Consider the following 13,058-nt stretch of genomic DNA (forward strand, 5'->3'; position numbering starts at 1 on the left):
CAGTCACAGGAGAGGTTTGGAAGCTGCGAATCTCGATCGCAAAATCGAAATTTTTTCTCAACCTGGCCCTATATTAACGGAACTGGCTCGATCGCGATCGCAGGATCGACATATTAAAGCAGAAATCTATCTCCAGTTAAGTTCCAATGCGTCAACAGCACAGCGTCACAATCATGGATGTTTGTCGTACAATCTCCTTAACAGGCAAAGGGAAAGAGCCTTCGCCGATCAGGGATTAAAATAAAAAGCGCATGACTTTCTCTTCAATAATTCGTACCCTGGGGCGATCACCCCTAGCAACAGAACTCCTCAACAAGCTCAAGCGCCATCGCTACGTGCAACTGTCCGGCTTAGCCCGCTTGCCCAAAGGTTTGGTAGCTTCCGCCCTCGCACAGCAAGAAGGGCGGAGTTTACTGGTAGTCACGGCAACTCTAGAAGAAGCGGGCCGCTGGGTGGCCGGGCTGGAGGCTATGGGCTGGCAGACTGTGCATTTTTACCCGACTTCGGAGGCTTCGCCCTACGAGCTATCTTACTCCGACGAGAACGAAATGACTTGGGGACAAATGCAGGTGCTGGCGGATTTGGTGGAGAAACGAGAAACAAACGCTAATTCTAAGCCGATCGCGATTGTAGCTACCGAAAGAGCTCTCCAGTCTCACCTGCCCCCGCCTGCTGCTTTTGAACCCTACTGTCTGACGCTGAAGCGAGGTGCGGTTCAAGACTCGAAGATACTTGACCGCCAACTGGTGTCGATGGGGTACGATCGGGTGACTCTGGTGGAAATGGAGGGTCAGTGGAGTCGCCGGGGCGATATTGTCGATGTCTTTCCGGTAGCGGCGGAGTTGCCCGTGCGGCTGGAGTGGTTTGGGGATGATTTGGAGCAAATTCGGGAGTTTGACCCGTCTTCGCAGCGATCGCTCGATAAGGTCGAGCAGTTAGTTTTAACTCCTACTAATTTTAACGCAATTATTAAAGCAGTTTTATCTGAAAAAAAGCTTGACGCAATCAACCACCTAGGCTCTTTAGATCCCGAAAATGCAGCGGAAAATGAAACAGAAAAATTTGTCCGCAGGCTGTTGGGTTTAGCGTTCGAGAAACCTGCATCTTTGTTGGATTATTTGCCAGAAAATACTTTAGTTGTTATTGACGAACCGCAAGGGTGCGAAGCTCACAGCGACCGCTGGTTTGAGAATGCACAGGAACAGTGGAATAATTGCAATCGGGAATCGGAAGTTGCTGAGGCGGGAACAGAAAAGTTGCCCATTGCTAATTTAAAAGTTCCGAAAATTCACCGCACTTTTGCTGAATCTATGGCAGATGTCGCAGCTTTCGACAGGCTAGAACTTTCAGAATTGGCCGAAGATTCTACCGCTAAAAAATTTCAAAGCTCTGCGGAGAGTGACCAGCTAGCGCCTGCGATTAATTTGGCAAGCAGGCCTGTGCCGGTGATGCCTCACCAATTTGCGAAGCTGTCTCAAATGCTCAGGGAAGAGCGCGATCGGGGTTTTACCATTTTTCTGGTTTCGGCTCAACCGAGCCGTTCTGTTTCTCTGCTCTCGGAACACGACTGTCCGGCTCAGTTTGTGGTGAATCCGCGCGATTATTTGGCGATCGACAAGTTGCAATTGCAGCACGTTCCGGTTGCTTTGAAGTACAGCGGGCTGGCTGAATTGGAAGGTTTTATTCTGCCGACTTTTCGGATAGTTTTAATTACCGATCGGGAATTCTACGGTCAGCATTCTCTCGCTACTTTTAGCTACGTCCGCAAGCGCCGCCGTGCTGCTTCTAAGCAAGTAGACCCGAATAAATTAAGCCCTGGTGATTACGTGGTTCACCGCCAGCACGGAGTGGGTAAATTTCTCAAGTTAGAACGTTTGACTATCGATCGGGAAACTCGCGAGTATTTATTGATTCAATACGCTGACGGTACTCTGAGGGTGGCGGCCGATCAATTGGGCGCTTTGTCGAGGTTTCGGACTGTAGGCGATAAAGTACCGGATCTAAACAAGCTGACAGGTCAAACTTGGGAAAAAACTAAAACAAAGGTTCGCAAAGCTGTTAAAAAATTGGCAGTGGATTTGCTGAATCTTTATGCTAAAAGAGCGCAACAAAAAGGTTATGCTTTTCCTCCTGATATGCCTTGGCAACAAGAGTTGGAGGATTCTTTTCCTTACCAGCCAACGCCGGATCAGTTGAAGGCAACTCAGGATGTGAAACGCGACATGGAGGGCGATCGACCTATGGATCGTTTGGTCTGCGGCGATGTCGGTTTTGGCAAGACAGAAGTGGCTCTGAGAGCAATTTTTAAGGCGGTTACGGCGGGCAAGCAGGTGGCTTTGCTCGCGCCGACGACGATTTTGACCCAACAGCACTATCACACGCTCTCGGAGCGTTTTTCCCCTTATCCGATCGAAGTTGGTTTGCTCAATCGCTTTCGCACAGAAACCGAGCGCCGGGAGATTCACAAGCGTTTGGCGACTGGGGAATTAGATGTGATTGTCGGTACTCAAGCTGTTTTGAGCAAAGCGATTAAATTTCGGGATTTGGGCTTGTTGGTGGTGGATGAAGAACAGCGGTTTGGAGTTAAGCAAAAGGAAGCAATTAAATCTCTCAAAACAGAGGTAGATGTTCTGACTCTGACAGCAACGCCGATTCCCCGGACTTTGTATATGTCGCTGTCGGGGATTCGCGAGATGAGTTTGATTGCGACTCCGCCTCCTTCCAGGCGCCCGATTCAGACGCATTTGGCTCCCTATAACCCGGAAGTGGTGCGATCGGCAATTCGTCAAGAATTGGACAGGGGCGGTCAGGTTTTTTACGTGGTGCCGCGGATTGAGGGGATTGATGAGTTGGCCGCTCAGTTGCAGGAGATGGTTCCGTCTGCCAGAATTGCGATCGCCCACGGTCAAATGGATGCTTCGGAATTAGAATCGGTCATGCTGACTTTCAGTGCGGCAGATTTCGATATTTTGGTGTGCACTACGATTATTGAGTCGGGTTTGGATATTCCGCGAGTCAATACCATTTTAATTGAAGACGCGCAGCAGTTTGGTTTGGGTCAGCTTTACCAGTTGCGGGGACGGGTGGGACGCGCGGGGATTCAAGCTCATGCTTGGCTGTTTTATCCGAAGCAGAACAAGCTGTCTGATGCTGCAAGGCAGAGGCTGCGGGCAATTCAAGAGTTTGCCCAGTTGGGTTCGGGCTATCAGTTGGCTGTCCGAGATATGGAAATTCGCGGTTCGGGTGATGTTTTGGGTACTGAACAATCTGGTCAAATGGAGGCGATCGGTTTTGATTTGTATGCTGAAATGTTAGAGGAGGCTATTCGGGAAATTAAGGGTCAGGAAATTCCGAAAGTGGAGGACGCGCAAATCGACCTCACTTTGACGGCGTTTATTCCTGCCGATTACATCGCAGATTTGGATCAAAAAATGAGCGCTTATCGGTCTGTGGCTTCTGCTAATAACTCAGAAGAGTTACAGCAGATTCAGGCTGATTGGTGCGATCGTTATGGGCCAATTCCTCTGCCAGCCCAGCAACTTATCCGTGTTGTCGAACTCAAACAAATCGCTAAAAAAATAGGTTTTTCTCGGATCAAACCGGAGAATAAGCAGAACATAGTTTTGGAAACTGCGATGGAAGAGCCTGCTTGGAATTTGCTCAAGGCTAATTTGCCGGAACATTTGCGCTCTCGTTTTGTCTACAGCAAGGGGAAGGTTACTATTCGAGGTATGGCGGTTTTGACGGCCCAAAAGCAATTGGATAATTTGATTGATTGGCTGGGTAAAATGCAGGGCGCTTTGCCGGAAGCAAATCTTTGATTTTAATATATAATCCCCCAAAGTCGCGCCCCGCCGAAACCACAGAATAATACCGATGGAACCATAAAAAATATTACTGCTGTTTTCATGATGGTTTTAGCGACAGAAAGGATTAAAATCGTGAAAAAGTTAGTGAGTATTTTTTTGGCGATCGCGCTAGCGCAAGGAGTGCCAATGGCGGTTCAATCTCAACAAATAATTGACCCGATCGATCGGGTTGTGAGTGCAGGATTGATGAATAAAGATGCCAGTGGCAATTTTAATGCTGAGGGCCTTGTCAGTCGCGCCGACTTGGCGATGATTTTAGTAAAAACTTTTGGTTTGGAACGGCGAAAAACAGCTCAAAAACCGGATATTGAATTGCCGGACGTACCGAAGAGTTACTGGGCTTACAGTGCGATTCAAACTGCTTTGAAAACGGGAACGATGAGTGGATATCGCGACGGAATGTTTTTCCCAAATCAAAGGGTGACTCGCGCTGAAGCTTTGGCGATTTTTGCTCAAGCTTACGGGGTTTTTCAGTTTCCAGATCCCAGCATTTCCGAAATTTTAGCTAAGTATCCAGATGCAGGCGATATTCCTAGTTGGGCTAGAAAGTCTATGGCTACTGCACTTTATGAAGGGTTTGTTAATATTGATATCGCAACTAATAAGATTAATCCTTTGAAGCCGATGACTCGTGGGGATATCGCTTACGCTTTGAGCAAGTATTTGGAGCGGCAGTTAAGGCCGAGTTCTTTGCCTGTCCCGGACGAGGAGCCTCCTGATCGTGGCGTGGGAAGGTGATAGTTGTTCTGCATTTAAATTAAATTTTTTGGGCGGGCAGGATGCCCACCCCACAAGAGTTTCAATAAACAGGATTGTGAAAATTAAATGCACACCAGCTTAGTTGTAAGTTGTGGGAACCGTTTTGACGTTTACGACGTTCTTAATTCCTTCTTCCTTCTTCCCTCTTCCTTCTTCCTTCTTCTAGAAAAAGTCGATCGCCCGCAATGCAAAATCCCGGAGCTTTGGTGACTGTAAAAGCAGCCATCAAACCCCCAGGATTTAAGTTTTTCCTCTTAAACGAGGCTCAAATTATCCCCAGTGAGCTTTAACTCAATCAGCAGTAGCCAATTCGGTACTGCCACCACCGCGCTTCCGCGTCAGGGTATTGAAAAGCATCTGACCGACTGCTTTAATCAAATTGCCTTCTAACTCCATGAACATCTTCATGTTCATGCCAAAAGCTGCATTAGCTTCGTCAACAATTCGCTCTGCTGTTGCTTCGTCAATCGGCAGTTCATTCATTGCTTGACGGTAGTTAGCTTTGAATTCTTTTTCATCAGGAATCTCCTGGAATTCATAGAAAGCAGTGCCTTCTCCCTCGGAAAGATTCATCCCGCGCTGGGCAATTCCCTTCAGGATTTGTCCGCCGGATAAATCGCCAAGGTAGCGGGTGTAAGAGTGAGCTACTAACAGTTCCGGTGCGGTCGCCGAAATCTCGCGAATTCGCTCCACATAAGCTTTTGCTGCGGCTGAGGGGGCTACTTGTTCCCGCCAATTCGCACCGTAGTAGTAAAATAAATCTTGCTCTAAGCTTTGTTTGCGATTCAACTCAGAAAAGTAAATTTTTGAAACAACCGGATGCTGCTTTTGGCGTTCCATTTCCTCTTCCATTGCCGAGTAGACAAAGTAGAGGTTTCCTACTAACTTCCGGTAAGAAGTTTTTTCTACAACGCCTTTTAAAAAACACTTGACAAAACCGACGTTTTCTGCCATTGTGTGGGACTTTTTCGTTCCCTCACGCAATTTGGTCGCTAAATTGATGCTCATGCTATATTTGTCCAACCTTCTATTTTTGTGGTAGCTGATGGATGCGCCAAAAATCTAAAATTTACCTAAGTGTTTACCTTAGATCGATTTGATGAGAGATTGTATTAATTTTTATAACAAAACCTAGAAACATCAAACGGCCCTGATGCCCGATCGCCCGAAAGGGCAGAAGGCATCAGGGCCGCAAAAGTTTAGTCATTAGTTCTCAGCCATTAGCTGCTAGCTAACGACTCAGGACTAATGATTAGTTTAGATGTCTAAGTCGAGGAGGTTGAGTTTGGGGCCGTAGGTTTCGATGAATTCGCGGCGGGGGGCGACACGATCGCCCATTAAGATCGTAAAGATGCGATCGGCCTCTGCAGCGTCTTCAATCTCCACCCGTTTCAGCGTCCGAGTTTCTGGGTTCATCGTCGTATCCCACAACTGTGTCGGCATCATTTCCCCCAAACCTTTGAACCGCTGAATGGTGTAGTTAGCATTCGCCGGAAATTCATTGCGGATGAGATTGTTCATTTCGCGATCGCTGTAACAGTAGTAATGATTGCGTCCCCGTTCCACTTTATAGAGAGGAGGACAAGCAATATAGATGTAACCTTGGTCTACAAGTGCGCGCTGATAGCGGTAGAAGAAAGTCAGCAACAGCGTGCGGATGTGAGCACCATCTACGTCAGCGTCAGTCATAATTACGATGTGGTGATACCGCAATTGACCCGGGTCGAATTCTTCGCCTTTGATGCCCAAACCCAGGGCCGTAATTAACGACTGAATTTCGTTATTTTTGTAGATTTTGGCATCGTCTGTTTTCTCAATGTTGAGAATTTTACCGCGCAAAGGCAGGATTGCTTGGAATTGGCGATCGCGCCCTTGTTTTGCCGATCCGCCTGCAGAATCCCCTTCCACCAGGTATATCTCAGACAGCGCAGGGTCTCTGGAACTACAGTCCGCTAATTTTCCAGGCAAAGGAGACGATTCTAAGACTGATTTTCGGCGCACTAAATCGCGGGCGCGACGGGCGGCTTCAGCGGCCTTAAATGCCTGAATTGCTTTTTCCAAAATAGCGTCAGCTACTTGGGGGCGAAACTCCAAATATTCTGTCAATACTTCGCCTACCAAGGAATCGACAATTCCCCGAACTTCTGTATTTCCTAGCTTAGTTTTAGTTTGACCTTCAAATTCCGGGTCTGGGACTTTGACCGAAATGACTGCTGTCAAACCTTCGCGAACGTTTTCGCCGGCGAGGTTGGGCTCGTTTTCTTTGATTTTGTTGCGCTTGCGAGCGATCGAATTCATCGTCCGCGTCAAAACAGCCTTCAAACCTTCTAAGTGGGTGCCACCGTCGATCGTCCGAATGTTGTTAGCAAAACCGAGAACATTGTCGCTAAAAGCATCAACGCACCACTGCAAAGCCACTTCTATCTGCACGTTGTTGCGTTCTCCTTGCACATAGATCACTTCTTCGTGCAGAGGCTGCTTGTCGCGGTTCATGTAGGCGATATATTCCTTGATTCCGCCCTCATAACAGTATGTTTCGATGCGAGGTTCGCTACTTTTAAGCAGTTCCAAACGGTGGTCGCTAAAGGTAATTCTCACGCCCGCATTCAAGTAACCCAATTCTCGCAAGCGCCCGGCGAGTATAGTGTAATCAAATTCAATGCCAGTGCTAAATATTTGAGTATCTGGCAAGAAAGAAACTGAAGTGCCGGTGCGAGTGCCTTTGTTGGGCTTGACAGTAAGTTCAGTAACTGGATTGCCTCTTTCGTAGCGCTGTAAATGTTCTTTTTGGTCGCGCCAAACTGTCACTTCTACCCACTCGGACAGCGCGTTAACAACAGAAATACCTACACCGTGCAATCCTCCAGAAACCTTGTAGCCACCACCGCCAAATTTACCGCCGGCGTGGAGTACAGTCATTACTGTTTCTATTCCCGATTTGCCAGTCTTGGCAACGATGCCAGTGGGAATACCCCGGCCGTCGTCTGTCACGGTAACGGAACCGTCAGCGTTGATGTCAATCTCGATGTGAGTGCAGTGGCCAGCCAGCGCCTCATCTATGGAATTGTCCACAACCTCGTAAACTAGATGGTGGAGTCCTCGCGGGCCGGTGGTACCGATGTACATCCCCGGCCGTTTACGGACTGCTTCGAGACCTTCGAGAACTTGAATCTGGTCGGCGCTGTAGCTGCTGGTCATACAAAAATAGCTCCAATAATGAGGCCTAAAGCCCCGAAAGCTTCTAAAATAGGAAAACTCCTAAAATTATAGCATAAAACCGTTAAAGGCGATGCTAGGGCTTTCTGAAGGGAAATTTATCGGGGGGAGGGAGGGGAATAGTTTTGAGATTGCTGGAGGACTACCCAGGCCGATCGCGGTGAATCCGTGGATGGAGAGAGGCGAAAGCATTGATAGGAGAGGATTTGAGAGTTTTTATAGGGAAATGTGCGACAGCTTATGCCTAGATTAATTACGATTTGCGGGGCGACGGCGACTGGGAAGTCGGGAGTGGCTTTGGCTTTGGCGGGGCGACTGCAATCCTCGATCCTGAGTGCGGACTCCCGTCAAGTGTACCGCGAATTTGACATCGGAACCGCAAAACCGACGGCGGTTGATCGCACTTGTGTACCGCATCACTTAATTGACATCTGCGCTCCCACAGAAACTCTGACGCTAGCAGAGTACCAGCAGCAAGCTCAAAAATTAATTTCTGATGTCGATTTTCCGCTGTCTCCTCCTCTGTTTTTGGTTGGAGGGACGGGCTTATATATTAAATCGATCGTGCGCGGTTTAAAAATTCCGAGGGTAGCACCGATGCCCGAATTGCGATCGCAACTTGCGGAACTCGGACAATCTCAATGTTACGCGATGTTGCAGCAGGTCGATCGCTTTGCGGCTGAGAAAATTCACCTCAATGACCCAGTAAGAACTTTAAGAGCACTGGAAGTATTTTATGTCACCGGTCGCCCTATTTCCGAACAGCAGGGCGAAAACCCTCCCAATTATCCTATTTTACAAATTGGCTTGGATTGCGCGATCGATGTTTTGGTCGATCGTATCAAACAGCGCACCGAACAAATGCTAGAACAGGGCTGGATTGCTGAATTAGAATATTTGTGTAAAAAATACGGCTGCGACTTGCCACTGTTGAACACGCTGGGTTATCAGGAAATGAAACAATATTTGGCTGGCGACATTAAGCTTGAAAAAGCCAAAGAATTAACAATTTTGCACACGCGGCAATTTGCGAAGAGACAGCGGACTTGGTTTCGTGCTTATCCTGAAATTGAATGGTTTGATGTTAGCACGCCAGATTTATTGGAGCGAGTTTGGCAGAGAGTGCAGGAGTTTGTCCATTGATTTTATATCGAAATTAAAGATTTTTTTAACCGCCGATTAACGCTGATGTAATTTAAGTTAATTGGCTAAATTTTAAACTACAGTCTGATTTTTGCGTTAACTTGGAACCGGCAAAATATCTCTAATTCTTTGCCGAAATAAACGCACAGCCGCCCGCTGTCCGACTGTCCGACTGTTCTGCTTTGTTCGATGAAATCGGGAATTTAGGCAACGGGTAAAAATGGAAAAGCTAAACTGCGATCGCACATTTCATATTTCGCATCTAAACGAGGGGATTGGAGGCTCTGGCTCGCGGGAATAAGGAGGCAGATCCTCCGGATATGCGTTCCTAGGCAGAGCCTAGAAACGAGGGGAAACGAGGGGAAATCCGTCAATTAACTGTACAAACTCCCCACATATTCGCCGTAACCATTATAGGGCAAAGTTGGGCGAGTTTCCCACGACCAACTGTTACCGGGGCCCACTATCCGTTCGCTGGCCTGCGACCATCTGGGGTGCGGCTTGTCGGGTTCCACATTTGCTTCAAAGGCGTATTCGTTGGGGCCGATTGTATTCCAAAAAGTGGCGGGCTGTTTTTCTACAAATTCAATTTTAACGATCGACTTTGCGCCTTTAAAACCGTATTTCCAAGGAATCACTTGCCGCAGTGGCGCACCATTTTGTTTTGGTAGCTTTCGGCCATACAAGCCTGTGGCGAAAAATGCTAAATCGTTCGCCATTTCTTCAATTCGGAGACCTTCGGTATAAGGCCAAGGATAAAATTGCGACATCAAACCGGGGCCGGGAGTTATTTTGGGGTCGTAAAATGAGGTAAAGCGAACGAATTTAGCTTTCGATTGCGGTTCGACATCGGCCATCAGCAATTTCATGGGAAATCCGACCCAAGGAACTACCATCGCCCAGGCTTCTACACAGCGAAATCGATAAACTCGTTCTTCGATAGGAAATTTCTTGTAGAGGTCATCAATATCATAAGTGCGGGGATTTTTTACTAAACCGCCTACTTCTACTTTCCAGTTTTCTGTTGGCAAAGCTTGAGCGGCTTGCCAAATAGATTTTGTGCCGCCGTATTCGTAAAAATTGTTGTATTTTGTAGCTAAGGCTTCGTCGGTAATCGCTCGATCAACTTTTGCAAAGGCGGGATTCCGGCTCAATCCCGAATATGCTTGGGTTGAGCTTTGATCCAGAGCCGTTTTTGAGCTAGCATTGCTTTGGCAGCCTGTCAGCGGCAGCAGCGAAGCTGTCACGCCGGCGCCAATTAAATTTGTCATGAAGCGGCGACGGTTGAGAAAGGCTGTTTCTGGGGTAATTTGGGGTTCTAGAATTTCCCAAGGTTTGGGAACACGAATTAACGGCATAAGTAATAGTTAAAAGTTAGTAGTTAGTTGAGCGAAAGTTGCCTACGTTTTAATCTGTTAGTCGATTTGAGATGGGAAATTTGAAGTTTTAGATTCACTCCATAGAACAAAGAATCCCGGATATTTGGCAAGGCCTCGCGATTGCTTTGGTTTGTTGCGATCGCACTGAAAGTATTCGCAATGACAGTATAACGTAATTCGGTAACAGCGAATCCCGCTGATCGCTCGCACGAGCAATCGATCGACCTATTAAACCTCGCTCGCAGGAAAGTCAGCAATTATTTACGCGCGATCGACCGAAGCAATTGTGGCGAAAATCTGGGAAACAATTATGATCAAGCAAAGATTCCAATTATTTAATTTGTCCACAGGAAGCGGCACGCACCGCCCCGCTTTCCTCCCCCACCAGCTTTGTATGTCGGACGGGGGTCTCCAGCGGAAAGACAAATGAGTTACTGCACTAATCCCCATTGCCAGAATCCCCAAAATCTCGATCGCGCGACAGTCTGCAAAAGTTGCGAGTCCAACTTGCTGCTAAAAGGTCGCTACCGAGTCTTTCACACCCTCGGTCCAAGTCTCACTTGCCGCACCTTCTTAGCCGTCGATGAAGACCAACCTTCGCAACCCCGCTGCGTCATTCAACAGTTCTGCGGCCCAGCAGCAGCCGCGGACGGTCAAAACCACTTAAACCGGACATTTCGCGGCTCGGCCTCAGTTCTCGACGAGTTGGGGAAACATCCCCAAATACCGAAACTGCTGGCATCTTTTGAAGTCGAAGGCTGCCAGTATTTAGTGCAAGAATACATCGAAGGCCGTAATTTAGCCGATCGGCTTTCAGAAAAAGGTGTTGTTAAAGAAATTCAAATTTGGTATCTGCTGAGCGAATTGTTGCCAGTCCTGCAATTTGTTCACGAACATCAACTGATTCACGGAGATATCAAACCGTCCAATATTATTCACCGCAAAACTCCCCAAGCATCCCCAGCTTTGGCAGGGAAAGAGGATTTACATTCCGTGTCTCAGGAAAGTGCCTCTGGGCTAGTTTTAGTCGATTTCGGTGCGGCAATTCCGGCTAATAGCGGGCCGCTGAAAACAGAAACGGTGACAGGTTCTGCCGAATACGCGGCCCCGGAACAAATTAAAGGCCAAGCGATTAAGAGCAGCGACATCTACAGTTTGGGCGTCACTTGCATTCACTTGTTAACGGGAATGTCGCCCTTTGATTTGTTTGACATCAAAGCCGACAGTTGGGCCTGGAGGCATTATTTGAAAGTACCAGTTTCGGGGCGACTCGGCCGCATTCTGGATAAAATGGTGCAGCGAGAACCATCAAAACGCTATCGATCGACCGAGGCAATTCTCACAGACATGAAATACGGCCCGGCACCAGTAGACGTGATTCTCAGCAAACCCAAGTGGACTTTAGCCATGTGGGGAGCAAGTGCGGTTGCCCTGCTGTCCGTAGTGCTGGGTATTCGCTTGCCATCTCCAGCACCGCAGGCTTTCACTTCTTCTGAACCTGTTTCTACCATTCCCGAAATTCGGTTCAATCCGCCCCCGATGCAGGATTTCAACGGTGAGGCATCGCACTCCCGACCCGCAGTGCGGACTCTGGCGGATCAAGACAAAAACCCGGTTTGGGCGGTAGCAGTTGCTCCCCAGGGCCGCGTGATAGTCAGCGGGAACAACGACGGCACAATTCACCTGCTGCACAAGCGTCACGGCAAGCTGCTCAAGGTTTTAGCAGGACATTTGGGGCCGGTGTGGTCCGTGGCCGTCAGTCCCGACGGCAGGACGATCGCCAGCGGCGGCGCTGACGGTACGATAAAATTGTGGAATTTCTATTCTGGCAGGTTAATTCAGACTTTGGACGGCCACCAAGACGGCGTGTTCTCGGTAGTTTTCAGTCCCGACAGCCAGACCTTGGCAAGTGTCGGTAAGGACAAAACTTTGAAGTTGTGGCAAGTCGAAGGCGGGGCGGAGTTGGAAACTCTCAAGCGGGTTTTTGACGAGGTGCAGTCGGTGGCTTTCAGTCCCGATCAAGAAACTTTGGCGATCGGCAGCAGCGACGGTAAGATCAGCCTGTGGAACTGGCAGACTGGGGAATTGAAAGAAACTCTTTGGGGTCATTCCGAGGGCGTTTGGTCTCTGGCCATCAGCCCGGACGGTCAAACTCTCGCCAGTGGCAGTTGGGACAAGACGGTGAAGTTGTGGGATATCAGCGCAAATAATCAGTCCCGGCAGCCCAACGGTTCTCTACTGCGGACTTTAATCGGGCATTCCGACAAGGTTAAGTCCTTGGCTTTCAGTCCCGACGGAGACAAGCTGGCCAGCGCCGATTTGAGCGGGACTATCAAGCTGTGGCGGATGGGTTCCGGTGAAATGGCGGGCACGCTGAAGGGTCATTCTACTTGGGTGGAATTGGCTTTTAATCCTCAGGACAAAACTCTGATCAGTGGCAGTTTTGACGACACGATTAAGGTGTGGCGGCTGTCTCCTTGATTTTGGCGATCGCCCGGAGTTAGATATACACTTTTAAGAAAGGACAGTCTCAACCAACTCTAATTGGGTGGTGTGGCTGTCTTTTTCTTCGGTCAACCTTCATATACCCCTTTTCTGTCACTCTAGGAATAGTATAAGTAGTCAAACAAAATTAATTACACAAACAACTAATATGATATAATAAAAAATATCAAGTTGTGTTCAAAGAAGT

Annotated in this window: 8 protein-coding genes; 5 read left to right on the top strand and 3 right to left on the bottom strand. The window is 48.2% G+C overall.

Annotated features, from left to right (window positions below):
- The 3 genes from QUA04_RS11595 to QUA04_RS11605 all read left to right on the top strand — a co-directional run.
- On the top strand, positions 1 to 244 hold a 244-nt coding region (locus QUA04_RS11595), incomplete at its 5' end, for a hypothetical protein (RefSeq protein ID WP_333256972.1).
- Between the two features lie 7 nt (positions 245 to 251).
- A complete protein-coding gene (gene mfd / locus QUA04_RS11600; protein WP_333256975.1) occupies positions 252 to 3,821 on the top strand; it encodes a transcription-repair coupling factor in 3,570 nt (1,189 codons plus the stop codon).
- A 132-nt stretch (positions 3,822 to 3,953) separates the two neighbouring features.
- Positions 3,954 to 4,607 carry an S-layer homology domain-containing protein gene (locus tag QUA04_RS11605; RefSeq protein WP_333256978.1) on the top strand — a complete coding sequence of 218 codons (654 nt, stop codon included), beginning with the start codon at positions 3,954 to 3,956 and terminating at the stop codon, positions 4,605 to 4,607.
- A gap of 312 nt (positions 4,608 to 4,919) precedes the next feature.
- Here QUA04_RS11605 and QUA04_RS11610 read toward each other — a convergent pair whose 3' ends face one another.
- Positions 4,920 to 5,636 (bottom strand): heme oxygenase (biliverdin-producing), encoded by a 717-nt coding sequence (locus tag QUA04_RS11610; protein ID WP_333256981.1) that lies wholly within the window; start codon positions 5,634 to 5,636, stop codon positions 4,920 to 4,922.
- A 249-nt stretch (positions 5,637 to 5,885) separates the two neighbouring features.
- The gene (gene gyrB / locus QUA04_RS11615; RefSeq protein ID WP_333256983.1) at positions 5,886 to 7,826 is read right to left on the bottom strand and encodes a DNA topoisomerase (ATP-hydrolyzing) subunit B; all 1,941 of its coding nucleotides are present in this window, start codon (positions 7,824 to 7,826) and stop codon (positions 5,886 to 5,888) included.
- Positions 7,827 to 8,084: 258 nt separating this feature from the next.
- Between gyrB and miaA the strand changes: the two genes are divergently transcribed.
- On the top strand, positions 8,085 to 8,987 hold the full coding sequence (miaA, locus tag QUA04_RS11620; protein WP_333256986.1) for a tRNA (adenosine(37)-N6)-dimethylallyltransferase MiaA: 903 nt from the start codon (positions 8,085 to 8,087) through the stop codon (positions 8,985 to 8,987).
- Positions 8,988 to 9,361: 374 nt separating this feature from the next.
- On the opposite strand, the gene msrP is transcribed toward miaA, so the two are convergent.
- A complete protein-coding gene (msrP, locus tag QUA04_RS11625) occupies positions 9,362 to 10,345 on the bottom strand; it encodes a protein-methionine-sulfoxide reductase catalytic subunit MsrP (RefSeq protein WP_333256988.1) in 984 nt (327 codons plus the stop codon).
- Between the two features lie 447 nt (positions 10,346 to 10,792).
- Here msrP and QUA04_RS11630 point away from each other — a divergent pair, with 447 nt between their 5' ends.
- Positions 10,793 to 12,847 (top strand): serine/threonine-protein kinase, encoded by a 2,055-nt coding sequence (locus QUA04_RS11630; protein WP_333256990.1) that lies wholly within the window; start codon positions 10,793 to 10,795, stop codon positions 12,845 to 12,847.
- Positions 12,848 to 13,058: the final 211 nt, after the last annotated feature.

Origin of the sequence: Microcoleus sp. S13_C5 (assembly GCF_036700845.1) — a bacterium.
Classification (GTDB): domain Bacteria; phylum Cyanobacteriota; class Cyanobacteriia; order Cyanobacteriales; family Microcoleaceae; genus Microcoleus.

Bases quoted from the DNA above. Each gene is read 5' to 3' on its own strand.
- gyrB (WP_333256983.1), bottom strand. From the start codon at position 7,826: ATGACCAGCAGCTACAGCGCCGACCAGATTCAAGTTCTCGAAGGTCTC.
- mfd (WP_333256975.1), top strand. From the start codon at position 252: ATGACTTTCTCTTCAATAATTCGTACCCTGGGGCGATCACCCCTAGCA.
- QUA04_RS11610 (WP_333256981.1), bottom strand. From the start codon at position 5,636: ATGAGCATCAATTTAGCGACCAAATTGCGTGAGGGAACGAAAAAGTCC.
- miaA (WP_333256986.1), top strand. From the start codon at position 8,085: ATGCCTAGATTAATTACGATTTGCGGGGCGACGGCGACTGGGAAGTCG.
- QUA04_RS11630 (WP_333256990.1), top strand. From the start codon at position 10,793: ATGAGTTACTGCACTAATCCCCATTGCCAGAATCCCCAAAATCTCGAT.
- msrP (WP_333256988.1), bottom strand. From the start codon at position 10,345: ATGCCGTTAATTCGTGTTCCCAAACCTTGGGAAATTCTAGAACCCCAA.